Below are 22705 nucleotides of genomic sequence, written 5' to 3'. Positions count from 1 at the left end.
GAGGGTCCTGACGCTCTGACGGCCCTGACGCCCTACGCCGCGTGGCCTCCGTCCACCGAGAACTCGGCGCCCGTGACGTACGCGGAGTCCGGTCCCGCGAGGAAGGACACCATGGCGGCCACCTCCTGCGGGGTGGCGAAGCGGCCCAGCGCCGTCATGGCCGCCTGCGGGGCGGCGTAGGGGCCGTCCGCAGGGTTCATGCCGGTGTCCACCGGGCCGGGGTGGACCAGGTTCGCGGTGATCCCGCGCTCGCCGAGCTCCCGCGAGAGGGCCTTGGTCAAGCCGGTCAGCGCCGCCTTGCTCATCGCGTACAGGGTGCCGCCCGGGCCCGGCACCCGCTGGGTCATGCAGCTGCCGATGGTGATGATCCGCCCGCCCCGGCCCATCCGGCCGGCCGCGGCCCGGGAGGCCAGGAAGGTGCCCCGGACGTTGACCGCGAGGACCCGGTCCACGTCCGCGGGGGTGAGCTCCTCCAGGGGGCCGAGCACGCCCACCCCGGCGTTGTTCACCAGGACGTCGAGCCGGCCCAGGCCCCGTACGGTCTCCTCCACCGCCCCGGCGGCCCGCTCGGCGTTCCCCGAGTCGGCGCGCAGTGCCAGGCCTCGCCGGCCGAGCGCCTCGATCTTGCCGACCACCTCGGCGGCCGCTGCAACGTCGCTGACGTAGGTGATCGCGACGTCGGCCCCGTCCTGCGCGAGCCGCAGCGCCGTCGCCGCGCCGATTCCCCTGCTGCCACCTGTCACCAGGGCCACTGCGTTGCCGTCCATGGCGTTCCTCCCGCGTCGGTTGGTTGCGAGTTCAATGAAATCGTCCGGAGGTCAACGGTGCTGGCAGGAAACGGACATCGCGTTCGCGCGCGCCGGATCGATGAGTTCGGCCCGGCCCGGGAGTCTGAACCCGTGACAGACGACGTACCGGAGCCAAGGAGCGCAGAGCCATGGGAAAGCTGACCCTCACCACCTTCCTGACCCTCGACGGTGTGATGCAGGCCCCCGGCGGGCCGGAGGAGGACACCAGCGGCGGGTTCTCGTACGGCGGCTGGCTCGTGCCCTTCGCCGACGAGGGCATGGGGGAGTTCGTCACCGAGGTCTTCGACCGGGCCGGGGCCTTCCTGTTCGGGCGCCGGACCTACGAGATCTTCGCCTCGTACTGGCCGCTGCACGACGACCACGCCGACCCGGTCGCGAGCAGGCTCAACCGGCTGCCCAAGTACGTGGCTTCGACCACGCTCAAGGAGCCCGCCTGGGGCCCCGTCACCGTGATCGACGGGGAGCAGCTGCAGAGCGAGGTCGTACGGGTCAAGGACGCGACCGAGGGGGAGCTGCAGGTGCACGGCAGCGGCGCGCTCGCGCAGTGGCTGCTGGCGCGGGACCTGGTGGACGAGCTGAACCTGCTGGTCTTCCCGGTCTTCCTGGGCGGCGGACGGCGGCTGTTCCCGACGGGCGGGCTGCCGACGGCCTTCGAGCTGAAGGACTCCCGCACCACCTCGGCCGGCACGGCCATCCACACCTACCGGCCGAAGGGGCGCGCCGCGTTCGGCACCTTCGCCTGACGCGGGGCCCCTGGCCTGCGGGTCTACGGATCTGCGGGCCCGCGGGCGGGCGGCGGCGCCCGGGGATCAAAAGGCTCGACCGGCCGATCGCGCTCGGGTAGCTTGGGCTCTTCCCCCGTGCGAGCCGCCGAAGTCTCCACCTGCCTTCTGCCGTTGGAGAACCGGTGTCCACCATCGCCGCCCCCACCCCTGCTCCCGTCGCCTCGCCCCGCAGGGCCTGGCTCGCCGATCTGCCGGTCCTGCTCGTCGCCGTCGTCTGGGGCGGCAGCTACCTCGCCGCCAAGGGCGTCACCACCACGCACACCGTGATCGCGGTGCTCGTCCTGCGCTTCGCGCTGGTCCTGCCCGTCCTCGCCGTCGCCGGCCGCCGGCGGCTGCGCGCGCTCACCCCCGCCCAACTGCGCGGCGCCGGAGCGCTGGGACTCGTACTCGGCGGCATCTTCCTGCTGGAGACCTACGGGGTCGTCCACACCTCCGCCACCAACGCCGGGCTCATCATCAGCCTGACCATGATCTTCACCCCGCTCGCCGAGTCCGCCGTCCGCCGCGAGGCCCCCTCGGCGGCCTTCCTCGGCGCCGCGGCCGTCTCCGTCTGCGGAGTGGTGCTGCTGACCCAGGGGGCGGGGTTCACCACCCCCACCCTCGGTGACCTGCTCATCCTCGGCGCCGCGCTCGCGCGGACGGTGCACGTCCTGCTCATGGCCCGGATCAAGGCCGTGCAGGAGGCGGACTCGCTCTCCCTGACCACCGTCCAGCTCGGGACCGCGGTCGCCGTGTTCGCCGTACTGGCCCTGCTGCCCGGCACCGGCGCGAGCCCCTGGGCGGCCGCCGCCGACTTCGGCGCGGCCGAGTGGGCCGGGCTCGCCTTCCTGTCCGTCTTCTGCACCCTGTTCGCCTTCTTCGTGCAGATGTGGGCCGTCCGGCGCACCTCGCCCTCCCGCGTCAGCCTGCTGCTCGGCACCGAACCCCTGTGGGCCGCGGCCGCGGGCATCGCCATCGGCGGCGAGCGGCTCGGGGCGGCCGGCTTCGCGGGGGTCGCGCTCGTACTCGCGGGTACCGCCTGGGGGCGGCGCGCGGCTGGCTGAGCGAATGGCCGAAACTCGCTCCGGAGTAGATCAACTCCCGCTCTAGGGTGGCCACATGCCGGTCCTGGACCTCAGTACGATCGCCGAAGACTTCAACGAGAACCCGTACCCCCACTACGCGCGCCTGCGCGCCGAGGGGCCCGTTCACCGCGTGAAGGCGGCGGACGGCCAGCAGGTCTGGCTGATCGTCGGTCACCAGGAGGCCCGCCAGGTCCTCACCCACCCCGCGGTGTCCAAGAACTGGCTGACCTCCGGGCTCTACGCCGACCGGGAGCGGACCGAGGCCAGCGCCAACATGATGCGCGCCGACCCGCCGGACCACACCCGGCTGCGCCGGCTGGTCGGCCGCTCCTTCGCCCCCGGCCGGATCGAGACGCTGCGCCCGCGCATCCAGGAGATCGTCGACGGGCTGCTCGACGGGATGGAGGCCCTCCCCGAGCGCCGCGCCGACCTGATTGAAGTCTTCGCCCAGCCACTGCCCATGACCGTGATCTGCGAACTCCTCGGCGTCGCGGAGGCCGACCGCGGCGCCTTCCACGGCTGGATCACCGAGATGGTCTCGCCCACCGGGGTCGAGTCCGAGAACGCGGCCGTGCGCGCCATGACCGCCTACACGGCCGGGCTGGTCGACGCCAAGATCGCCGATCCGGGCGAGGACCTGCTCAGCGACTGGGTGACCAGCCGGGGGGACGGGGGAGACCGGCTCTCCCGGCAGGAACTGGTCGCCATGGCCGTCCTGATGATGGTCGGCGGGCACGAGACCACCGTGCACCTGGTCTCCAACGGGATGCGGGCGCTCCTCACCCACCCCGACCAGCTCGCCGCCCTGCGCGCCGACCCGGGCGGACTGATCGACGGCGCCGTCGAGGAGATCCTGCGCTACGACGGTCCGGTGGAAACGGCCACGTTCCGCTTCGCCGCCACGGACCTGGAGATCGGCGACACCTTCATCGAGGCCGGCTCCGGCATACTCGTCTGCCTCGCCGCGGCGGACCGGGACCCCGCCCGCTTCGACCGCCCCGACGTCTTCGACATCCGCCGCACCTGCCGCGGCGGCCACATCGCCTTCGGACACGGCATCCACCACTGCGTCGCCGCCCCGCTCGGCCGGCTGGAGGGCCGGATCGCGATCCGGTCCCTCGTGGAGCGCTTCCCCCACCTCCGGGAGGAGCCGGCCGTCCTCGAATGGGCGCCCGGGACCCTGGTCCGCGGGACGACCCGGCACCCGGTGAGCTGGTAGCCGGCATGGACGGGACGGGCGGCTTACGCACCCCGGGCATCCGCGCGCGGGCCTCAGAGATCCGCGAGCTCCTCCAGCGCGACCGGGCGCCGCTCCCGCCGCGAGAGCTCGCAGGCCTCCGCCACCCGGAACGCGGCGAGCGCCTCGACGCCGTCGCACGGATTGGGGCCCTCGCCCCGCACCAGCCGGACGAAGGCCGCCAGCTCGGCCTCGTAGGCGGGAGCGAAGCGTTCCAGGAACCCGGGCCACGGCTTGGTCGCCGGGGGCGGTCCCTGCGGTTCGGTGGAGGCGATCGGCGTACGGTCGTCCAGCCCGGTGGAGACCTGGTCCAGCTCCCCGGCCAGCTCCATCCGTACGTCGTACCCGGCGCCGTTGCACCGCGTACCGGTACTGGAGACCAGCGTCCCGTCGTCCAGGGTCAGGACGGCGGAGGCGGTGTCGACGTCGCCCGCCTCCCGGAACCGCGCCGGCCCCGCGTCCGACCCGGTCGCGTACACCTCGCGCACCTCGCGCCCGGTCACCCAGCGGACCATGTCGAAGTCGTGCACCAGGCAGTCCCGGTACAGCCCGCCCGAGGTCCGCAGGTACTCGGCGCTCGGCGGCGCGGGATCCGCGGTCGTGGTCCGTACGGTGTGCAGCCGGCCCAGGGCTCCGGAGCGCACCAGGTCGCGCGCCGTCGTGTAGCCCGCGTCGAAGCGGCGCATGAACCCGATCTGGAGCACCCCGCCGGCCGAGGCCACCTCGCGCAGCACCGCCAGGGTGCGGGCCAGGTCAGGGGCGACCGGCTTCTCGCAGAACACCGGCAGCCCGCCGCGGACCGCCCGTACGACGAGGTCGGCGTGCCCCTCGGTGGCGCAGGACACCACCAGGGCGTCCACGCCCCAGGTGAAGATCTGCTCGACGGTGGGCGCGGCGGTGGCCCCGAGCCGGTCGGCGAGGCGCGCCGCCCGCGCGGGGTCGGCGTCGGCGAGCAGGAGCGAGCTCGCGTCCGCCTGGCGGGCCAGTGCCGACGCGTGGAAGGAACCGATCCGGCCCGTGCCGATGAGCCCGATGCGCATGCACTCAACGTGACCCCGTCCGGGGGAGCTGTCAATCTGTCCCGCTGTGTCCGGCACGGTCCGCAATGGCCCCGATGACCTTGCATGGTGCACTGTGACGGATACTGGGCGGCTGCGACTCGAAAGAAAAGACCGCTCCGGCGAGCGGGTGCCGCGGCGGGACAGCGCCGCCGGGACGGCGCCGGCCGGTACGGCGCGACAAACGAAAGGCACGGGCAGACGTGGCTAGGGTTCGGACAGGGGTACGCCTCGTGGGCGCGGTGCTCGCGGCGGTACTGGGTGCCTCCCTCGTGGGCTGCAGCAGTACGGGCGGCAAGCGCGCCGAGGACCGCGCGAAGGCCGAGGCGGCGGGCCGGCCCGCCGTTTCCACCCCGCGCTGGACCTTCGCGATGGTCACCCACGCGGGAGACGGCGACACCTTCTGGGACATCGTGCAGAAGGGCGCCAAGGAGGCCGCGGCGAAGGACAACATCAACTTCGTCTACGCCCACGACGACCAGGCGCAGCAGCAGGCCCAGTTCGTCCAGAACGCCATCGACCAGAAGGTCGACGGGCTGATCGTCTCCCTGGCCAAGCCCGAGGCGCTCAAGGACGTCCTCGCCAAGGCCGTCAAGGCCGGCATCCCGGTGATCACGGTCAACTCCGGATCCGCCCAGTCCGCCGAGTACGGGGCGCTCACCCACATCGGCCAGGACGAGGAGATCGCCGGCGAGGCGGTCGGCACCGAGCTGGGCAAGCGCGGCCGCAAGAAGGCCGTCTGCGTCCTGCACGAGCAGGGCAACGTGGGTCACGAGCAGCGCTGCGCCGGAGCCAAGAAGACCTTCGGCGAGTCCGGCGGGACCATGGAGAACCTGTACGTCGAGGGCACCAACATGCCGTCCGTCCAGGCCGCCCTCCAGGCCAAGCTCCAGGCCGACCCCTCCGTCGACGCGATCCTCACCCTCGGCGCGCCCTTCGCCCCCACGGCCGTCAAGGCCAAGGACGCGGCGGGCAGCAAGGCCGAGGTCGACACCTTCGACCTGAACGCCTCCGTCGCCCGCGACCTGAAGTCCGGCGCCCTCGGATTCGCCGTCGACCAGCAGCCCTACCTCCAGGGCTACGAGGCCGTCGACCTGCTCTGGCTCTACCGCTACAACGCCGACGTGCTCGGCGGCGGCCGACCGGTGCTCACCGGACCGCAGATCGTCACGGGGACCGAGGCCGCCACCCTGGAGAAGTTCATCAACCGGGGCAGCCGATGACCACCGCCACCAAGACCCCGGCCCCCGCCGCGGGCCCGCGCGACGAGCGGCTCGCACCCACCTCGCTGCTGCGCCGCCTGCTCGGCCGGCCCGAGCTCGGCGCGGTGGTCGGCGCGGCCGCCGTCTTCGTCTTCTTCTCCTTCGCCGCCGACAGCTTCCTGCGGGCCTCCAGCCTCAGCACGATCCTGTACTCGGCCTCCACCATCGGCATCATGGCCGTCCCCGTGGCCCTGCTCATGATCGGCGGCGAGTTCGACCTGTCGGCCGGGGTCATGGTCACCTCGTCGGCGCTGCTCAGCTCGATGTTCAGCTACCAGATGACCGCCAACGTATGGGTCGGCGTCCTCGTATCGCTGCTGGTCACCCTGGGGATCGGGTTCTTCAACGGGTTCATGCTGACCCGCACGAAACTGCCCAGCTTCATCATCACGCTCGGCACCTTCCTGATGCTGACCGGCCTGAACCTCGGCTTCACCAAGCTGATCAGCGGTTCGGTCTCCACCAAGACCATCGCCGACATGGAGGGCTTCCCCTCAGCCCGCGCGCTCTTCGCCTCGCAGTGGACCTTCGGCTCGGTCACCCTCAAGGTCACCATCCTGTGGTGGCTGGTCCTGGTCGCCGTGGCCACCTGGATCCTGCTGCGCACCCGCGCCGGGAACTGGATCTTCGCCGTCGGCGGCGGGGCGGACGCGGCCCGCGCGACCGGCGTGCCCGTCGTGAAGACCCGTATCGGCCTGTACATGGGCGTCGCGCTGTGCGCCTGGATCTCCGGGCAGCACATCCTCTTCTCGTTCGACGTGGTCCAGTCGGGCGAGGGCGTCGGCAACGAGTTCCTCTACATCATCGCGGCCGTCATCGGCGGCTGCCTGATGACCGGCGGCTACGGCTCGGCCATCGGCTCCGCCGTGGGCGCCTTCATCTTCGGCATGACCAGCAACGGCATCGTGTACGCCCAGTGGAACCCGGACTGGTTCAAGTTCTTCCTCGGCGCGATGCTGCTCCTGGCCACGCTGCTCAACGCATGGGTCCGCAAGCGGGCGGAGGCGAAGTGACGATGACCGACACCACCGAGACCGGAGCATCCCCGGCCGACGCCCCCGCCCTGGTGAAGCTGACCGGGGTCAGCAAGTACTACGGCAACATCCGCGCCCTCCAGGACGTCTCCCTGGAGGTCTCGGCCGGCGAGATCACCTGCGTCCTCGGCGACAACGGCGCCGGCAAGTCCACCCTCATCAAGATCATCGCGGGGCTGCACCGGCACGACGCCGGCACCTTCGAGATCGAGGGCGAGGAGACGGTGCTCGCCAACCCGCGCGCCGCCCTCGACCACGGCATCGCCACCGTCTACCAGGACCTCGCCGTGGTCCCGCTCATGCCCGTCTGGCGCAACTTCTTCCTCGGCTCCGAGCCCACCAAGGGCCGCGGCCCCTTCCGCCGCCTCGACGTGGAGCTCATGCGCACCACCACCCGCGCCGAGCTGCTGCGCATGGGCATCGACCTGCGGGACGTGGACCAGCCCATCGGCACCCTGTCCGGCGGCGAGCGCCAGTGCGTGGCCATCGCCCGCGCCGTCCACTTCGGCGCGAAGGTCCTCGTACTCGACGAGCCCACGGCCGCCCTCGGCGTCAAACAGTCCGGGGTGGTCCTCAAGTACGTGGCCGCGGCCCGTGACGCGGGCCTCGGCGTGGTCCTGATCACGCACAATCCCCACCACGCCCACCTGGTCGGAGACCGGTTCGTGCTGCTCAAACGCGGCACCATGGCGGGCAGCCACACCCGCGACTCGATCACCCTGGACGAGCTCACCCGGCAGATGGCGGGCGGCTCCGAGCTCGACGAACTGAGCCACGAACTGGAGCGAGTGGCAGAATCAGGTCCTGACAGCGCATCCGCCACACCATCCGCCACTCCACCGGCCACTCCATCCGATCAGGCATCCGGCCCCACCAAGGGCCCCGCCGCACCATGAGGGACGACACGACTCGATGAGCACGTACCGGGACTTCACGCTCGCCCACCGGGGGGCGGCGCGAGGCACCGTCCTGCGGACCATCGGGACCCGTGAGCGCCGCTCGCACCTGACCGCACCGCGCGTTCCGACCGTCGGCATCGACATCGGCGGCACCAAGGTGATGGCCGGGGTCGTCGACGCCGACGGGGTCATCCTGGAGAAGATCCGGACCGAGACCCCGGACAAGTCCAAGAGCCCCAAGGTGGTCGAGGACACCATCGTCGAGCTGGTCCTGGACCTCTCCGACCGGCACGACGTGCACGCCGTGGGCATCGGGGCCGCCGGATGGGTCGACGCCGACCGCTCCCGCGTCCTGTTCGCCCCGCACCTGGCCTGGCGCGACGAACCGCTGCGCGACGCCCTCCAGTCCCGGCTCGCGGTCCCGGTCATGGTGGACAACGATGCCAACACCGCCGCCTGGGCCGAGTGGCGCTTCGGCGCCGGCCGCGGCGAGGACCACCTCGTCATGATCACCCTGGGCACCGGGATCGGCGGGGCCATCCTCGAAGGCGGCCAGGTCAAGCGCGGCCGCTACGGGGTCGCCGGCGAGTTCGGCCACATGCAGGTGGTCCCCGGGGGCCACCGCTGCCCCTGCGGCAACCGCGGCTGCTGGGAGCAGTACAGCTCCGGCAACGCCCTGGTCCGCGAGGCCCGCGAGCTGGCCGCCGCCGACTCCCCGGTCGCGCACAACCTCATCGCCCGGGTCGGCGGCAACGTCTCCGAGATCACCGGGCCGCTCATCACCGAGCTGGCCCGCGAGGGCGACGCCATGTGCGTCGAGCTGCTCCAGGACATCGGCCAGTGGCTCGGCGTCGGCATCGCCAACCTCGCGGCCGCCCTCGACCCCTCCTGCTTCGTCATCGGCGGCGGCGTCAGCGCCGCCGACGACCTGCTCATCGGCCCCGCCCGCGACGCCTTCCGCCGCCACCTCACCGGCCGCGGCTACCGCCCCGAGGCCCGCATCGCCAAGGCCCAGCTCGGCCCCGAGGCCGGCATGGTCGGCGCCGCCGACCTCTCCCGGCTCGTCGCCCGCCGCTTCCGCCGCGCCACCCGCCGGCGCGTCGAGCGGTACGAGCGCTACGCGCAGTTCGGCCGGCGCGACACCACCACCGGCCCCGAGGACCAGGAACAGCAGTGACCCCGCCCTCCCTGCCCCGCCAGGCCCCGTCCCCGGACGAGCGGCCCGGCGAGCCGGCCCCCACCGAAGACCGCAGACACGTGGTGCGGCGCCGCTGGATCACCGCGATCATCATCCTGCTGCTGGTCGGTGTCCCTGCGGGCTACCTCGCCGTCTCCGCCCAGCAGAGCCGCCAGAGCGGCCGCGACAAGGCCGCCAAGGTCGGCGCCGCCAAGGTGCGCCCCGGCTGGCCGTCCAAGGTGCAGCGCAGCATCTACGAGGTGCCGATCCCGCCGAACGCCTGGCGCGTCGGGTTCCTGGAGACCAACAACTGGCGCACCAGCCGGCTGTACACGCAGTTCGCGGTCGTCCCGGGCGACTTGGACGCCTTCCTTGCCTCCGTCGGCACCAGCCGCGAGGCGCTCACCCCCGGGTCGTCGATCTCCGCGCACGACGCCTCGGTCGCCGGCTGGACCTGGACGCCCGAGATCAAGTGGCTCGGCACCACCCTCGAAGCGGACGACCCGCGCCCCACCCGGGACATCACGGTCGACCTCACGGACCCCCGCGTCTCCAAGGTGTTCGTGGTCTCCACGACCGTGCCGTAGACGCCGGGCGCGCCCCGCCCCCTCACGGATAGGGTGGGGCCGGGGGCGGAGCCGTAGCGCAGAGGTCGTCGCGCGCGGTCTCCAAAATCGCGAGGACGCCGGTTCGAATCCGGTCGGCTCCGCCTTCCCGCCGACCGTCCCGCTAGCCTTCGATCATGAAGCTCACCAAGCGGCTGCACTCCTGCGTCCAGCTGGAGAAGGACGGGCTCGTGCTCGTCATCGACCCGGGCGCCTTCAGCGAAGCGGACGCCGGCCTCGGCGCCGACGCCCTGCTCGTCACCCACGAGCATCCCGACCACTTCGAGGAGGGCCGGCTGCGCGCCGCCCTCGACGCGAACCCGGCGGCGGGGCTGTGGACCCTGCGCAGCGTCGCGGAGAAGCTCGCCCCCGCGTATCCGGGCCGCGTCCACACCGTGGGCCACGGGGACACCTTCACCGCGGCCGGCTTCGACGTCCAGGTGCACGGAGAACTGCACGCCGTGATCCACCCGGACATCCCGCGGGTCACCAACGTCGGCTACCTGGTCGACGGCTCGCTCTTCCACCCCGGCGACGCGCTGACCGTGCCGGACGCCCCCGTCGACACGCTGATGCTCCCGGTGCACGCCCCCTGGAACAAGATCGCCGAGGTCGTCGACTACGTCCGCGCGGTCAAGCCGCGCGTGGCCATCGACATCCACGACGCCTACCTCGCGGACATCGCCCGCCCGGTCTACGACTCCGCCCTGAACGCCCTCGGCGGCTCCCCGCACACCCGACTCACCGCCGGGGACACGGCCGACCTGTGACTGTCGGTGCCGGGCGGTAGGTTGGACGGCATGCGTATCGCCACGTTCAACGTCAACTCGATCACCGCCCGGCTGCCGCGCCTGCTGGCCTGGCTGGAGAGCTCCGGCACCGATGTCGTGTGCATCCAGGAGACCAAGTGCTCCGCGGAGCAGTTCCCGTACGAGGAGCTGCGCGCGCTGGGCTACGAGTCGGCCGTCAACGCCACCGGCCGGTGGAACGGCGTGGCCCTGCTCTCCAAGGTGGGTCTGGAGGACGTGGTCGTGGGGCTGCCCGGCGGGCCCGACTACGAGGGGGTCCAGGAGCCCCGCGCCATCTCCGCCACCTGCGGCGGCGTGCGCGTCTGGTCGGTGTACGTGCCCAACGGGCGCGAGGTCGAGCACGACCACTACGGCTACAAGCTGGACTGGTTCCGGGCCCTGTCCGCCGCCATCGCCGAAGACGCGGCGGGGGAGCGCCCGTTCGCGGTGCTCGGCGACTTCAATGTGGCCCCGACCGACGAGGACGTCTACGACCCGGCGGTCTTCGAGGGCCTGACCCACGTCACCCCGGCCGAGCGGGCCGCCCTGGAGCAGCTGCGGGCGGCCGGGCTCAGCGACGTCTTCCCGCGCGCGCTCAAGTACGACCGCCCGTACACCTTCTGGGACTACCGGATGCTGGCCTTCCCGAAGAACAGGGGCATGCGCATCGACCTGGTCTACGGGAACGAGGCCTTCGCCAAGGCGGTCACCGACTCCTACGTGGACCGCGAGGAGCGCAAGGGCAAGGGTGCCTCCGACCACGCCCCGGTCGTCGTCGACCTGGAGGTCTAGGCCGTCGGCCCGGGCCGGGGCCCGGTGAACCTTTCCGGCCACAGCACTAGCGCTCGTGGAGGTCTTCCTGGTGCGAGGGCTGCAGCTTGGCCGTGCCCGGGCCGAGGAGGAACGGCTTCCCGTGGTCGGACAGGGTCAACTCGGCACGCTCGCCCGTCGGCAGGGTGACGGTCACCTCCACCGTGAACCCGAAGGTGGCCTGCTCGGGGCTGATGACGGCGGAGATCCCGGATGTGCCCGGGCCACCGCCCACGGGTCCCTCCAGGAAGGTGAACTTCTCGTCCACGGCGAGTGGCATCGTCCCGCCGACGCCTTGCTCGGGAGTCCAGTCCGGGTCGTACCTCAGCGAGCCGCTGGGGAACGGACCGAGCGCGTGCAGCGTGTCGGGGTACAGCTTCCGTTGGACGCCCGGCCAGTCGTACGGCGCGTGAGCGTCCACGCCGGCCGGCGCGCAAGAGTAGCGGTAGCGCTGCCCGGCGCCCTCCCGGACCGATGCGAGTCGCACCCGTGCGTCCAGCACGGCCCCCTCCATGCCGCCGGGGCCGCTGATTTCCAGTCGGAGCTCGTGGTCGCCCGCCGGAACGCCCCCGGCCTGCAGCACGGACGCGTACATTCGGCGGCAGCCCACGCCACGCAGGGCCGCCTCGGTTCCGAACGTGTGCGCCGGGTCTTGCGGCGTGTCGGACTCCGCCTCCCAGCTCTCGGGTTTCGGCAGCAGCATGGCGGCCGCGGAGATCCCGGCCGTCATCGGCCGTGGGTCGCCGAGGGCCCGGGACAACGGGCGCGGGCCATGGAGCTCCTCGTCGGCGGGTGTGGCCAGCGGGGTCGTGACCGGTGGTGCCAGGGTGAAGGGCCGGCCGTCGTCGTCCACGCGTACGGTGACCTGTCTGCCGTCTTCCTCCACGTCCAGTTCGAGCCACCAGGCGCAGGTGCAGGAGGCCGTCGTGACGCTGACCAAGCCGGTGGCCGAACCACCGGCCCGGACGGGGAGCGTGGTGCTCTGGCTGGTGGCCCCGGCGTCCAGCGAGAAGCGGACCGGAGACACGGATTTGAGGTCGTACTTGGTCGGACCCGGCAGCCGTTCTCCGTAGTTGCCCGCGCAGCCGACGTCGTCCCCGCGCGGGACGGGCAGCCGCAGCCCCTTGACCACCCGGATCCCGCGCACCACCACGGCGTGTGAGGAGGGAGCACCGACGACGTAGGCGACCGTGGCCTGCCCGCGGGGCACGGCCCGCGATTCGGAGGCCCACCGGAACAGGGGGAGGCAGCCCAGCGCGTCGCGCACCAGCGCGGCCGGCGGCTGCCGGCCGGGCTTGGGCAGGGTCGCGGTCCAGGGATCCCTCAGCAGGGCCATACCGGTCGCCTGGACACCCGAGGCCGGAGGAACGGGGAACCGTGCGCGCAGCACGGTGACGGTGAGGACCGAGCACAGCGTGAGGACGAGGACGAAGGCGGTCACCGCGGCCGCGGAGCGGGCCCTCGTCATCCCGTGGCCTCCGCGGTCTTGGGGGAAGCGGCCACCCACCCGTGGAGGTTCAAGTTGCAGCGGAATCCCGTTTGCCATGTCGGGATCCCCTGGGCGAGGGCGAACGGACGTCCGTTGTGGTCCACGATGAGGTGCTGCGGCCCCGCTTTCCCCTCCTGCATGTAGGTGACGTCGAGCACGAACTCGTAGGTGACGGCCGGGCCCGTCACGTCGCCCGCCTTGACCTCGATGTCGAAGTGGGCCGGTTCGCCCTGGGCCGCGACCTGGGCCGGGGTGGTGGCCGGGTACTGCCTGGTCGGGCCGTCTTCGGAATCCCGCTCGACAGCGGGCTGCTCGGGGTGGGTCAGGTCGAGGAGCACCCGGCTGATCTCGGCGGCGCCCTCGGGTCCACCGCAGTGGTAGAGAGGGCCGTCGGGTGCGGGGTGCTTGCGCTCGATCCGGGCGCGCAAGGAGGTGATCGTGGCGGGTGCCCGGGTGAAGTTCGTGAGGATCAAGCGGACCCGCATCATGCCCGCGTTGACACCGCCTTCGTCGACCATGCGGTCGAGCGAGGCCGAGGGATCGTTGTAGAGGAAGGGGCTCTTCTCGTACGTGGACCCGGGCGCGGAGCGCACCAGGTGATGCTCGCTCGGCAGGTCCCACCAGATGTCGGTGCCGGCGCTGATCTTGGGTGCGCCGGGCGGTGGTTCGCTCGCCGACCAGATGTCGAGGTACGCGGACACGAGCGCGGCGACGAAGGCGCTGAGCACTACTCCGGCGGCGGCCAGCAGCACCGTCCCGAGCCGTCCCCGCGACCAGGTGGCGAGCGACCTCCGCTCCGGCTCGGCCTCGGGCTCGGGCTCGGCCTCGGGCTCCGGCTCGGCGTCGGGCTCGGCTCCCGTGCCGGGCTCCGAGTCGGGCTCGCCCTCGGGCTCGGCTTCGGCTGCGTCCTCGGTCCCGGGCTCCGCCGGTTCCGCGTCCCCGGTGGGGGCTGCCTCGGCCGCGGCCGGTTCCGGCTCGGCGACGGGTTCCGGCGCCGGCTCCGGACCGGTCTGCGCCTCGGTGGCGCTCGCTGGAATCAACGGATTCTGTTCGCCGCGCGTTTGCGTCATGGCTCCCCCAAGCCTTGGCCCTGCGCACACCCCGCTGTCCTCCGGGGTGTCGCCATGGTGCGGCACCCCCGGCCGTGGGCAGAGTCGAAAAGCAGCCGGATCCGGGAAACGGGCGGCGTATTTCCGCCCCTGTACGGCGGACCGGGTACGGCGGGCAGGGTACGGCGGACACCGCCGATGATCAGCGGTGCGGCGGCGCCGTGCTCCCGGCCCCGCGGGTGCGTCGTCGTCGCGCGCGGATTGTGCCCACGGCCTGTGGTCCTTCAGGCGCGTCCTATGGCCCGTCGCGGATCCGGGTGTCAGGCTGGCACCATGAACATCCCTTTCCTGGCCAACTGGATCAATCGACACGAAACGGAACCGGGTGCGGGACTCGCCGCGGCCCTCGCGGACGACCCCGAGGGCATCAACGAGATGTTCGCGGAATGCGAGATGCTGCGCGCCCAGGCGCGCTCGGCCGGGCTCGAACTCGACGAGAGCCCGCGCTCGTTGGAGGACATCGACCAGCTGATGCCGCGCTGGCGCCGGGATCCGGAGATCACCCCGTGGCTCGGCAACGACGCGGGCTTCTACCTCGGAACGGTGATCGTCCGCTCCGTTCCGGGCGCCGCCTGGCAGGTGTGGCCCAACGGCCAGCCGATGATCAGGCTGGCCTCGGGCCGCGAGCTGAACGTGGTCGAGTCGGGGGTGTCCTGGGCGATGACGGGATCCCCCGAGCTCAGCCAGGCCTACGCCGAGGCCTCGGAAGGCTGAGCTGCCGCGCAAGAGGGCCGAGCTGTCACGTAAGAGGGCCGAGCTGCCACGTAAGGCTGACCTCGCTGGCCTTTATGCGGCTTTTAGGCGTGTCGCGGTGAAGTGCCCTTCCGCGGCTGGATAGTTTGCGCTGACCTCGACACACCGACAAGTGGGCAGGGCAGCGGATGGCCGTCGATCCGTTGATCGAGCTGCGGGACGTCAACAAGCACTTCGGACAACTGCACGTCCTCCAGGACATCAACCTCACCGTCGGCCGCGGGGAGGTGGTGGTGGTCATCGGCCCCTCCGGCTCCGGCAAATCGACCCTGTGCCGGGCGATCAACCGGCTGGAAACCATCGAGTCGGGCACGATCACGCTCGACGGGAAACCGCTGCCGGCCGAGGGTAAGGAGCTCGCCGCCCTCCGGGCGGACGTGGGGATGGTTTTCCAGTCCTTCAACCTCTTCGCGCACAAGACGGTCCTCGCCAACGTCTCCCTCGCCCAGATCAAGGTCAGGAAGCGCAAGAAGGAGGAGGCCGACAAGCGCTCCCGCGAGCTGCTGGAGCGGGTGGGCCTCGCGGACCAGGCCGAGAAGTTCCCCGCCCAGCTCTCCGGCGGCCAGCAGCAGCGCGTGGCCATCGCCCGCGCCCTCGCCATGAACCCCAAGGCCCTCCTCTTCGACGAGCCCACCTCCGCGCTCGACCCGGAGATGATCAACGAGGTGCTGGAGGTCATGCAGCAGCTCGCCGCGGAGGGCATGACCATGGTCGTGGTCACCCACGAGATGGGCTTCGCCCGCTCCGCCGCCAACCGCGTCGTGTTCATGGCCGACGGGAAGATCGTCGAGGACCGGACCCCGGAGGCCTTCTTCACCGCCCCCGAGAGCGACCGGGCCAAGGACTTCCTCTCCAAGATCCTCAAGCACTGAGGGGCGGCCCGATGAGACAGCTTCCGATGAAGGCCGCGGGTGCCCGGGCGAAAGCCCCGCGCACCCGGGTCCTGCCCGCCCTCGCCGCCGCCCTCGTCCTGCTGGGCGCCCTCGCAGGCTGCGGCAAGTCCGGCAGTCCGCCGGTCAAGGGCCCGCAGCCCGAGGACCTGCCCGTCTACCAGGTCAGGGCCGGCTTCCAGCTGCCGGACTCCCCGACCTGGGAGAAGGCCAAGAAGCGCGGCCGTCTCGTGGTCGGCGCCAAGGAGGACCAGCCGTACATGGGGGAGAAGGACCCCGCGAGCGGCCGCTACTCCGGCTTCGACATCGAGATCGCCAAGATGATGTCCGCCTCGCTCGGCTTCGACCCCAAGACGATCGAGTTCAAGACCATCGCCTCCGCCAACCGCGAGACGGCCCTGCAGAACGGCCAGATCGACTACTACGTCGGCACCTACACGATCAACGACAACCGCAAGAAGCAGGTCGGCTTCGCCGGCCCCTACTTCATGGCCGGCCAGTCCCTGCTCGTGCGCAAGGGGGAGACCGAGATCAAGGGTCCCGAGGACCTCGACGGCAAGAAGGTCTGCTCGGCCGCCGGCTCCACCCCCTACCAGCGGCTCCAGAAGGAGTTCCCGCGGGCCGTCCTCGTCGCCTACGACACGTACTCGGTCTGCGTGGACAACCTGCTGACCTACCAGGTCGACGCCGTCTCCACCGACGATTCCATCCTCCTCGGCTACGCGGCCAAGGTCCCCGAGGAGCTCAAGGTGGTCGGCAAGCCCTTCTCCGAGGAGCCCTACGGCATCGGCGTCCCGCGCTCCGACAACGCGCTGCGCTTCGCCCTCGACGACGCGCTCGCCGCGAACGAGAAGAACGGCAACTGGAAGAAGGCCTACGAGGCCACGCTCGGCCTCTCCGGCCAGCCCGCGCCCTCGCCGCCCGCCATCGACCGCTACCCGGCGAGCTGAGGGGAGAGCGCACCGCCATGGACGTACTCACCGACAACTTCTCGCTCTACGGGAAGGGCTTCCTCGGCACCGTGGAACTCACGGTCTACGCCTCCCTCCTGGCCCTGGTCCTCGGATTCCTGATGGCCTCCTTCCGCGTCGCCCCCGTCGGCTCCTTCCGGGTCTTCGGCACCGTCTGGGTGACCATCCTGCGCAACACCCCGCTCACCCTGCTCTTCTTCGCCGTCCTGCTCGGCCTGCCCCGCTTCGGCCTGGTCCTGCCCTTCCAGCTCTTCGCCGTGCTGGCCCTGGGCTGCTACACCTCGGCCTTCATCTGCGAGGTCCTGCGCTCCGGCATCAACACCGTGCCCAAGGGCCAGGGCGAGGCGGCCCGCAGCCTCGGCATGTCCTTCGGACAGACGCTGGGCACGGTCGTACTGCCGCAGGCCTTCCGGTCCGTCATCCCGCCCATCGGCTCCACGCTCATCGCGCTCGCCAAGAACTCGGCGATCGCCGGGGCCTTCAGCGTCACCGAGCTGCTGGGCACGTACAAGACCCTCAACGAGCTGGGCTACAGCATCATCTGGACCTTCGTCTGGATCGCGGTGGGCTACCTGATCATCACCCTGTCCATCAGCGCGCTGTTCAACGTGCTCGAAAAGCGCTACGGAGTCGCCCGATGACCGCGCACGCGCTCCACGGTGACCTGGAGTCCACCGCCCTCTACGACCTGCCGGGTCCGCGCGCCCGGCGCCGCCACTTCTTCTACGGGATCGCCTCGACGGCCGTCATCCTCGGACTGATCGGCTGGCTGCTCTACCTGCTCTTCGACACGAACCAGTTCACCGCCGCCAAGTGGAGCCCCTTCGCCTACACGGGCATCCAGGAGCTGCTGCTCAAGGGGCTCTGGAACACCCTCAAGGCCTTCGCCTACGCCTCGGTGCTCTCGCTCGCGCTCGGCGCCGTCCTCGCGACGGGCCGGCTCTCGGTCCACCGGCCGGTGCGCTGGCTGTCCACGCTGTGCGTGGAGTTCTTCCGGGCCATGCCGGTGCTGGTGATGATCTTCTTCATCTTCGTCGCGCTCAAGGTCCAGCCGCTGCCCGCGCTGGTCGCCGGACTGACCCTGTACAACGGCTCGGTGCTGGCCGAGGTCTTCCGGACGGGCATCAACTCGGTGGCGAAGGGCCAGCGCGAGGCCGCGTACGCCCTGGGCATGCGCAAGACCCAGGTGATGACCTACATCCTGGCCCCGCAGGGGGTCCGGGCGATGCTGCCCACGATCATCAGTCAGCTCGTGGTCGCGCTGAAGGACACCTCGCTCGGCTACCTGATCACCTACGAGGAGTTCCTGCACGCGGGCAAGCTGATCGCCTCCAACCTCGACTACGACCTGCCCTTCATCCCCGTCGTGATGATCATCTCCCCGATCTACATCGGGATGTGCATGCTCCTGTCCTGGTTCGCCACCTGGGTGGCCCGGCGCGAGCGGCGCAACCCCAAGACCAAGGCGGTCGACATCGACATCGACGTGGCCGACCCCGGAACGGCGCTGCCGGGCCGGATCTGACCCGGAGGGCGTACCCCCAGAGCCACACCCGGCCCGGCAGCAGCCGCGGATCACTGCTCGCGCAGCGGCACCGAGACGTACGAGGGATCGGTGCGCGGCGAGGAGAAGGTCAGCTGCCCGCCGGTCGGGTTGTGCTCGATGTACAGCGGGTCGACGGTGTCGACGACGACCGCGAGACGGTGCCCGGCCGGGACGTCGTAGGCGGTGGAGAAGAGTTCCAGGTCCACGCCGAAGGACTGGCCGGCCGGCTTCCCGTGGAAGGTGTACGGGGCGTTGCTGATCAGCTTTCCGATGCCGAGCGGGCCCACGTCGTAGAGGTAGGCGACGAAGGTGCCGTCGGACTTCGAGGGCGTGACGGTGGTGTGCAGCTTGACCGTGCCCCGGACGCGGCGCTCCTCTGCGTAGCGCGGCGACTGCCAGACGGCGGCGAAGGCGCGGGGGAGCAGCGGGATGGAGGCGGTGGGGGGTGCCTGGGCGATCTGGTCGAGCAGGCTGGAGAGCATGATGATCCCGCCGTTGGCGCCGGAGTCGATGCCGGTGAAGAGGTGCTCGCTGTCGGAGAGCATCAGCTTCAGGGCGCCACCGTCGCCGACCGACTTCCAGTCGGCGTAGCCCTCGTAACCGCCGTCACTGCGGGGCTTGATCTGGACGGGGGCCTCGGCGTCGACGCCGTTGGCCGCGCCCTTGAGGTAGCGGTCGAACCAGCGGTGGGCGTTGGTCCAGGTGTCGTTGGGCAGTCCGAGGAGACCGGTGGCCTCGGCGGTGGCGTGATCGCCTGGGCGGAACTCCAGGCGCTTGGGGCCGGTCAGCTTCTCGAAGAACTTCGCGTACTGGTTGGGCGGGAAGATGGTGTCGCCCCAGGCGTTGCCGAGCATGATCGCGGCGCCGTTGGCGTTGATCGCGTCCACCTTCTCGGCGGCGGAGCGCTTCTTGCCCCACTCGATCATCTGCGGCTCCCGGTCCAGCTTCGAGCCGAGGAAGTCGCCGAGGATCTGCTGGAGTTCGGGGCCGGGGCGCCCCGTGAGGAATCCGGCGCCGCCGAGCAGGGCTGCGGCCTGGAGGTGCTGGGTGCGGCCGGAGTAGATGGACTCGATGAGATCGGCCCAGCCGCTGAGCGCGACCACGGCCTTGATGCGGGGATCGCTCGCGGAGGCCAGCAGGCTGATGCCCGCGCCGTAGGAGACCCCGCCCGTGCCGATGTGCGCGGCGTCGGCCGGGGTGTTCGCGAGCGCCCAGTCGATGACGGCGGAGACGTCGGCGATGTCCTTCGGGCCCGCGGTCTCGATCTCGCCGCCGGAGAGCCAGAAGCCGCGGGAGGTGTAACTGACCACGATGTAACCGGAGTCGGCGAGCTTCTTGGCCTGGGCGATGTATTCGATCTGCGGCATGCCCCAGCTGGTCGGCAACACGATCAGCGGGTATTTCGCCCCGGCCCCGGCGCCCGCCGGGGTGAAGACGTTGCCCTTGAGGGTGATGCCGCCGGAGCCGGGGATGTCGTGGAAGGTGATCCCCGAAGAGGCCGCCGAGACGGCGGTGGTCGTACGGGCGGGAGCCGCCTGGGCCTGATGGGGGGCCAGGCCCAGGGCGGCTGCTGCCAGTACGGCTGCCATGGCAGTCGCGGTGCTGGTGGTGCGGACGGTGCGGACCATCGATCGCTCCTCGCGTGTGCCGGGGGTGTCAAAGTGACCCGACGGTAACGGGAGGGGCTTACCGGAAGTAACCCGTGAGTAAGTTACGTGCCGGTAACGATTGAACGATGGTCAACTCGGCGGGGGAGGCGGTCTCGGCCCGGCGGCTTTCAGCCGACCTGCGGGGTGCCGGCCACGGCGCTCTTGGCCTGCCACTGCTCCCAGGTCAGGTTCCACTCGCCGTAGCCGTTGCCGACGTCCGGGTTGCCCTTGGAACCCTGGCCCACGACCTCGAAGGGGTCGCCGACCTGGGCCGATCCGAAGAACGTCTTGGCGTTCTCGTCGCTCATCCCCACACAGCCGGAACTGGTGTTGGCGCGGCCGAAGTTGGCGGTGTTCCACGGGGCGGCGTGCACGTACATGCCCGACCAGGTCAGCCGGATCGAGTAGTCGACCATCTTGTCGTAGGAGTCGCCCAGGCCCACCGTCTGGGAATCCATCCGGATGGTGCCCTCCTTGGCCATCATCACCATCTTGCCGTCCCAGGAGGCCTTCTTGCCGCCGGGAGTTCCGGCCGAGATCGGGATGGTGCCGGCCGCCTGGCCGTCCTCGGTGACCGACATCTTCTTCGTGTCGAGGTTCACCTTGATCAGGCGCTCCTTGCCGATCTTGAACTCGGTGCTGTAGTCCTTGACGAACATCCCGCCGCCGGCGCCGGAGTCGACGCCGTTCAGGTTCATCTGGACCTTCACGTCGGTGCCGGACTTCCAGTACTCCTTGGGCCGCCAGTCCACCCGGTCCTTGCCCGAGTAGTCCGTGATCCAGCCCCAGGAACCCTCGGTGTTGTTCGAGGTGGTGACCTTCAGCTGCTTCTCGACGGCCGCCTTGTCCTTCACCGGGTTGTCGAAGACGATCGAGACCGGCATGGCCACACCCACGGTGCTGCCCTTGGATATGTTGATCGAGACCTTGTTCACCTTGTCGGGGGCCGAGGTCTTGAAGGTCGTGGTCGCGCTCTGGCTGTCGGTGTTCTGCGCATCGACCTTGTACTCGGCCGAGGGCAGGGCGTTGCCCTGCGAGGTCCAGGTCTTCCCGTCGGCGGATATCTGCCCGGCCAGCTCCCCGCCCTTGGCGTCCGTCACCTTCACCGTCGCGAGCTTGCCCTCGGCGATCGTCACGGTCACCGGCGCCCCTGCCTTCACCTGGTCGCCGGTGAGGTTCACCGAGACCGCCATGGCCGGCTTCTCCTTCATCTCCGCCTTGGCTCCGCCACCCGCGGTGGCGCCGCCGCCCCCGCAGGCGGCGAGCGAGGCGGCCAGCAATGCGGTACCGGCCGCGATGGCGGTACGGCTGCGTACAGAGAAGACCCGGCGTGTGCGGCTCAACGAAAACCCCTCCGAAGTAATGATCGTCCGCAAAAGAAGATGCGAACGGAACGACTCTAGGTTGCGGGAGATCAGGAAAACTTCAGGATTTCCCATGTGACATGGACCGCAGCGATACGGTCATCGTCCGGTCACAATCGGCGGACACCGCCGTCACGGTCACCTGTGAGAGTCCTGTGCATCCACCGATTTGGGCGTACAGGACGTACAGGAAGGCCGGTCAGCCGTGTGTGCACTGCTCGTGACCCCCACCCAGCCGCACCAGACCCGAAGCCGGGACAGGGAGCTCACCGTGCGCTCGCTGTCCGAAGCGGAATACCAGGCATTCCTTTCCGGGAACGGCCGGGCCAGTTTTCTCCAGTACCCGTCCTGGGGTGGCGTAAAGGACCTTTGGCGCTCGGAAAGGGTCGGATGGCACTATCCCGGCGGTGAAATAGAGGGAGCCGGTCTCGTTCTCTACCGTCAATTCCCGGGCACCCGCAAATACTTCGCCTACCTCCCCGAGGGACCCGTCGCCGACTGGGCCGACCCCGACATCGACCGCTGGCTGACCCCCCTCAAGAACCACCTCAAGGCCTCCGGCGCCTTCGCCGTGCGCATCGGGCCCACCCCCGCCTACCGCCGCTGGGACGCGGCCACCGCCAAGGCGGGCACCGGCCCGGGCCGGCAGATCTCCGACGTGCTCGCCACCGAGGTGGACCCGGTCGGCGCCGCGCTCGCCGACCGGCTGCGCACCCGCGGCTGGAAGCGCTGCGGAGGCGAGGACGACGGCGACGCCCAGCCCCGCCACGTCTTTCGCGTACCGCTCGCCGGGCGCACCCGCGACGAACTGTGGTCGGGCCTGAACCAGGAGTGGCGGCGCAATGTGCGCAAGGCCACCAAGGCGGGTGTCGAGACCGTCGTCGGCACCGCGGCGGACCTGCCCGAGTTCTACCGGCTGCTGCGCATCACCGAGGAGCGCGACGGCTTCAGGCTCGGCCGCTCGCTGGCGTACTACCAGCAGCAGTACGAGGTCCTGAACGCCGAGGAACCCGGCCGCATGCGCCTCTACCTGGGCGTTCACCAGGGCGAGATCCTCGCCGCGCACACCATGATCGTGGCCGGCAGCCGGGTCTGGTACCAGACCGGTGCTTCCGCCGACCACCGCCGCGAGGTCCGCCCCAGCAACGCCCTGCAGTGGCGCATGATGTGTGACGCACATGCACTCGGAGCGGACGAATACGACATGCGCGGGGTACCCTCCACCCTCGACCCCGACGAACGTTCCTTCGGGCTGCTGCGCTGGAAGCTCGGCACCGGCGGACAGGTCGTCGAAACCCTCGGCGAGTGGGAGACCTCCATGGACGGATACGCCAACACGGCCCTCTACAAGGCGTTCCAGGCGTACATGGCCCGCCGGTGACCCTCGCAGACCCCAGAGCGGCCGG

General features: G+C 70.8%; 22 protein-coding genes and 1 tRNA gene. 17 read left to right on the top strand and 6 right to left on the bottom strand.

What is annotated here, in order from left to right; all coding sequences use genetic code 11:
• Window positions 1-32 precede the first annotated feature (32 nt).
• Window positions 33-767 carry a 3-oxoacyl-ACP reductase family protein gene (locus OHA37_RS07125; RefSeq protein WP_266903492.1) on the bottom strand — a complete coding sequence of 245 codons (735 nt, stop codon included), beginning with the start codon at window positions 765-767 and terminating at the stop codon, window positions 33-35.
• A gap of 170 nt (window positions 768-937) precedes the next feature.
• Between OHA37_RS07125 and OHA37_RS07120 the strand changes: the two genes are divergently transcribed.
• From OHA37_RS07120 to OHA37_RS07110, 3 genes are all read left to right on the top strand, one after another.
• Window positions 938-1552, top strand: coding sequence for a dihydrofolate reductase family protein (locus OHA37_RS07120; protein ID WP_266903491.1), 615 nt, complete (start codon window positions 938-940; stop codon window positions 1550-1552).
• A 164-nt stretch (window positions 1553-1716) separates the two neighbouring features.
• Window positions 1717-2637 carry a DMT family transporter gene (locus OHA37_RS07115; protein WP_266903490.1) on the top strand — a complete coding sequence of 307 codons (921 nt, stop codon included), beginning with the start codon at window positions 1717-1719 and terminating at the stop codon, window positions 2635-2637.
• Window positions 2638-2692: 55 nt separating this feature from the next.
• Window positions 2693-3877 carry a cytochrome P450 family protein gene (locus OHA37_RS07110; RefSeq protein ID WP_266903489.1) on the top strand — a complete coding sequence of 395 codons (1185 nt, stop codon included), beginning with the start codon at window positions 2693-2695 and terminating at the stop codon, window positions 3875-3877.
• Window positions 3878-3930: 53 nt separating this feature from the next.
• Here OHA37_RS07110 and OHA37_RS07105 read toward each other — a convergent pair whose 3' ends face one another.
• Window positions 3931-4935: a Gfo/Idh/MocA family protein gene (locus tag OHA37_RS07105; protein ID WP_266903488.1), complete on the bottom strand. Its 1005-nt coding sequence runs from the start codon at window positions 4933-4935 to the stop codon at window positions 3931-3933.
• 221 nt (window positions 4936-5156) lie between these two features.
• Between OHA37_RS07105 and OHA37_RS07100 the strand changes: the two genes are divergently transcribed.
• The 8 genes from OHA37_RS07100 (at window position 5157) to OHA37_RS07065 (ending at window position 11510) form a co-directional block, all read left to right on the top strand.
• Window positions 5157-6176 (top strand): sugar ABC transporter substrate-binding protein, encoded by a 1020-nt coding sequence (locus tag OHA37_RS07100; protein WP_443046121.1) that lies wholly within the window; start codon window positions 5157-5159, stop codon window positions 6174-6176.
• Window positions 6173-7228: an ABC transporter permease gene (locus OHA37_RS07095; RefSeq protein ID WP_266903486.1), complete on the top strand. Its 1056-nt coding sequence runs from the start codon at window positions 6173-6175 to the stop codon at window positions 7226-7228. The genes OHA37_RS07100 and OHA37_RS07095 overlap by 4 nt, the downstream gene beginning before the upstream one ends.
• A 2-nt stretch (window positions 7229-7230) precedes the next feature.
• Window positions 7231-8145 carry an ATP-binding cassette domain-containing protein gene (locus OHA37_RS07090; protein ID WP_266903485.1) on the top strand — a complete coding sequence of 305 codons (915 nt, stop codon included), beginning with the start codon at window positions 7231-7233 and terminating at the stop codon, window positions 8143-8145.
• A 16-nt stretch (window positions 8146-8161) separates the two neighbouring features.
• The gene (locus tag OHA37_RS07085; protein WP_266903484.1) at window positions 8162-9325 is read left to right on the top strand and encodes an ROK family glucokinase; all 1164 of its coding nucleotides are present in this window, start codon (window positions 8162-8164) and stop codon (window positions 9323-9325) included.
• Complete coding sequence (locus tag OHA37_RS07080) at window positions 9322-9912, top strand: hypothetical protein (protein ID WP_266903483.1); 591 nt, start codon at window positions 9322-9324, stop codon at window positions 9910-9912. Before OHA37_RS07085 ends, OHA37_RS07080 begins: the two co-directional genes overlap by 4 nt.
• A 47-nt stretch (window positions 9913-9959) precedes the next feature.
• Window positions 9960-10034: transfer RNA gene (locus tag OHA37_RS07075), tRNA-Trp, on the top strand.
• Window positions 10035-10067: 33 nt separating this feature from the next.
• Window positions 10068-10700, top strand: coding sequence for an MBL fold metallo-hydrolase (locus OHA37_RS07070; RefSeq protein ID WP_266903482.1), 633 nt, complete (start codon window positions 10068-10070; stop codon window positions 10698-10700).
• Between the two features lie 30 nt (window positions 10701-10730).
• On the top strand, window positions 10731-11510 hold the full coding sequence (locus OHA37_RS07065) for an exodeoxyribonuclease III (protein WP_266903481.1): 780 nt from the start codon (window positions 10731-10733) through the stop codon (window positions 11508-11510).
• A 46-nt stretch (window positions 11511-11556) separates the two neighbouring features.
• Here OHA37_RS07065 and OHA37_RS07060 read toward each other — a convergent pair whose 3' ends face one another.
• Together OHA37_RS07060 and OHA37_RS07055 are read right to left on the bottom strand one after the other, a co-directional pair.
• Window positions 11557-12996, bottom strand: a complete 1440-nt coding sequence (locus OHA37_RS07060; RefSeq protein ID WP_266903480.1) for a hypothetical protein — start codon at window positions 12994-12996, stop codon at window positions 11557-11559.
• On the bottom strand, window positions 12993-14087 hold the full coding sequence (locus OHA37_RS07055; protein WP_266903479.1) for a hypothetical protein: 1095 nt from the start codon (window positions 14085-14087) through the stop codon (window positions 12993-12995). The genes OHA37_RS07060 and OHA37_RS07055 overlap by 4 nt, the downstream gene beginning before the upstream one ends.
• A gap of 312 nt (window positions 14088-14399) precedes the next feature.
• Here OHA37_RS07055 and OHA37_RS07050 point away from each other — a divergent pair, with 312 nt between their 5' ends.
• The 5 genes from OHA37_RS07050 (at window position 14400) to OHA37_RS07030 (ending at window position 18265) form a co-directional block, all read left to right on the top strand.
• Complete coding sequence (locus tag OHA37_RS07050) at window positions 14400-14840, top strand: DUF6278 family protein (RefSeq protein ID WP_266903478.1); 441 nt, start codon at window positions 14400-14402, stop codon at window positions 14838-14840.
• 167 nt (window positions 14841-15007) lie between these two features.
• Window positions 15008-15751 carry an amino acid ABC transporter ATP-binding protein gene (locus OHA37_RS07045; RefSeq protein WP_266903477.1) on the top strand — a complete coding sequence of 248 codons (744 nt, stop codon included), beginning with the start codon at window positions 15008-15010 and terminating at the stop codon, window positions 15749-15751.
• Window positions 15752-15777: 26 nt separating this feature from the next.
• Entirely contained in the window at window positions 15778-16719 is a 942-nt protein-coding gene (locus OHA37_RS07040) for a glutamate ABC transporter substrate-binding protein (protein ID WP_266912571.1), read from the top strand.
• Window positions 16720-16736: 17 nt separating this feature from the next.
• Window positions 16737-17381 (top strand): amino acid ABC transporter permease, encoded by a 645-nt coding sequence (locus tag OHA37_RS07035; RefSeq protein WP_266903476.1) that lies wholly within the window; start codon window positions 16737-16739, stop codon window positions 17379-17381.
• A complete protein-coding gene (locus OHA37_RS07030) occupies window positions 17378-18265 on the top strand; it encodes an amino acid ABC transporter permease (protein WP_266903475.1) in 888 nt (295 codons plus the stop codon). Before OHA37_RS07035 ends, OHA37_RS07030 begins: the two co-directional genes overlap by 4 nt.
• A gap of 50 nt (window positions 18266-18315) precedes the next feature.
• Here the strand turns inward: OHA37_RS07030 and OHA37_RS07025 are convergent, their stop codons facing one another.
• Window positions 18316-19914: a CocE/NonD family hydrolase gene (locus OHA37_RS07025; RefSeq protein WP_266903474.1), complete on the bottom strand. Its 1599-nt coding sequence runs from the start codon at window positions 19912-19914 to the stop codon at window positions 18316-18318.
• A 149-nt stretch (window positions 19915-20063) separates the two neighbouring features.
• Entirely contained in the window at window positions 20064-21278 is a 1215-nt protein-coding gene (locus OHA37_RS07020; protein WP_266903473.1) for a L,D-transpeptidase, read from the bottom strand.
• 226 nt (window positions 21279-21504) lie between these two features.
• On the opposite strand from OHA37_RS07020, the gene OHA37_RS07015 reads away from it, so the two are divergent.
• Complete coding sequence (locus tag OHA37_RS07015; RefSeq protein WP_443046120.1) at window positions 21505-22680, top strand: lipid II:glycine glycyltransferase FemX; 1176 nt, start codon at window positions 21505-21507, stop codon at window positions 22678-22680.
• The last annotated feature ends 25 nt before the right edge of the window (window positions 22681-22705 follow it).

Origin of the sequence: Streptomyces sp. NBC_00335 (genome assembly GCF_036127095.1) — a bacterium.
Lineage (GTDB): Bacteria > Actinomycetota > Actinomycetes > Streptomycetales > Streptomycetaceae > Streptomyces.
The sequence above is the reverse complement of the archived record's forward strand: the minus strand, read 5'-3'. Positions and strand labels throughout refer to the sequence as shown.

What these genes read in the sequence shown, in the direction of transcription:
- OHA37_RS07125 (WP_266903492.1), bottom strand. Translation starts at nt 767, where the DNA reads ATGGACGGCAACGCAGTGGCCCTGGTGACAGGTGGCAGCAGGGGAATC.
- OHA37_RS07120 (WP_266903491.1), top strand. Translation starts at nt 938, where the DNA reads ATGGGAAAGCTGACCCTCACCACCTTCCTGACCCTCGACGGTGTGATG.
- OHA37_RS07110 (WP_266903489.1), top strand. Translation starts at nt 2,693, where the DNA reads ATGCCGGTCCTGGACCTCAGTACGATCGCCGAAGACTTCAACGAGAAC.
- OHA37_RS07105 (WP_266903488.1), bottom strand. Translation starts at nt 4,935, where the DNA reads ATGCGCATCGGGCTCATCGGCACGGGCCGGATCGGTTCCTTCCACGCG.
- OHA37_RS07095 (WP_266903486.1), top strand. Translation starts at nt 6,173, where the DNA reads ATGACCACCGCCACCAAGACCCCGGCCCCCGCCGCGGGCCCGCGCGAC.
- OHA37_RS07090 (WP_266903485.1), top strand. Translation starts at nt 7,231, where the DNA reads ATGACCGACACCACCGAGACCGGAGCATCCCCGGCCGACGCCCCCGCC.
- OHA37_RS07085 (WP_266903484.1), top strand. Translation starts at nt 8,162, where the DNA reads ATGAGCACGTACCGGGACTTCACGCTCGCCCACCGGGGGGCGGCGCGA.
- OHA37_RS07070 (WP_266903482.1), top strand. Translation starts at nt 10,068, where the DNA reads ATGAAGCTCACCAAGCGGCTGCACTCCTGCGTCCAGCTGGAGAAGGAC.
- OHA37_RS07065 (WP_266903481.1), top strand. Translation starts at nt 10,731, where the DNA reads ATGCGTATCGCCACGTTCAACGTCAACTCGATCACCGCCCGGCTGCCG.
- OHA37_RS07060 (WP_266903480.1), bottom strand. Translation starts at nt 12,996, where the DNA reads ATGACGAGGGCCCGCTCCGCGGCCGCGGTGACCGCCTTCGTCCTCGTC.
- OHA37_RS07055 (WP_266903479.1), bottom strand. Translation starts at nt 14,087, where the DNA reads ATGACGCAAACGCGCGGCGAACAGAATCCGTTGATTCCAGCGAGCGCC.
- OHA37_RS07050 (WP_266903478.1), top strand. Translation starts at nt 14,400, where the DNA reads ATGAACATCCCTTTCCTGGCCAACTGGATCAATCGACACGAAACGGAA.
- OHA37_RS07045 (WP_266903477.1), top strand. Translation starts at nt 15,008, where the DNA reads ATGGCCGTCGATCCGTTGATCGAGCTGCGGGACGTCAACAAGCACTTC.
- OHA37_RS07040 (WP_266912571.1), top strand. Translation starts at nt 15,778, where the DNA reads ATGAAGGCCGCGGGTGCCCGGGCGAAAGCCCCGCGCACCCGGGTCCTG.
- OHA37_RS07035 (WP_266903476.1), top strand. Translation starts at nt 16,737, where the DNA reads ATGGACGTACTCACCGACAACTTCTCGCTCTACGGGAAGGGCTTCCTC.
- OHA37_RS07030 (WP_266903475.1), top strand. Translation starts at nt 17,378, where the DNA reads ATGACCGCGCACGCGCTCCACGGTGACCTGGAGTCCACCGCCCTCTAC.
- OHA37_RS07025 (WP_266903474.1), bottom strand. Translation starts at nt 19,914, where the DNA reads ATGGTCCGCACCGTCCGCACCACCAGCACCGCGACTGCCATGGCAGCC.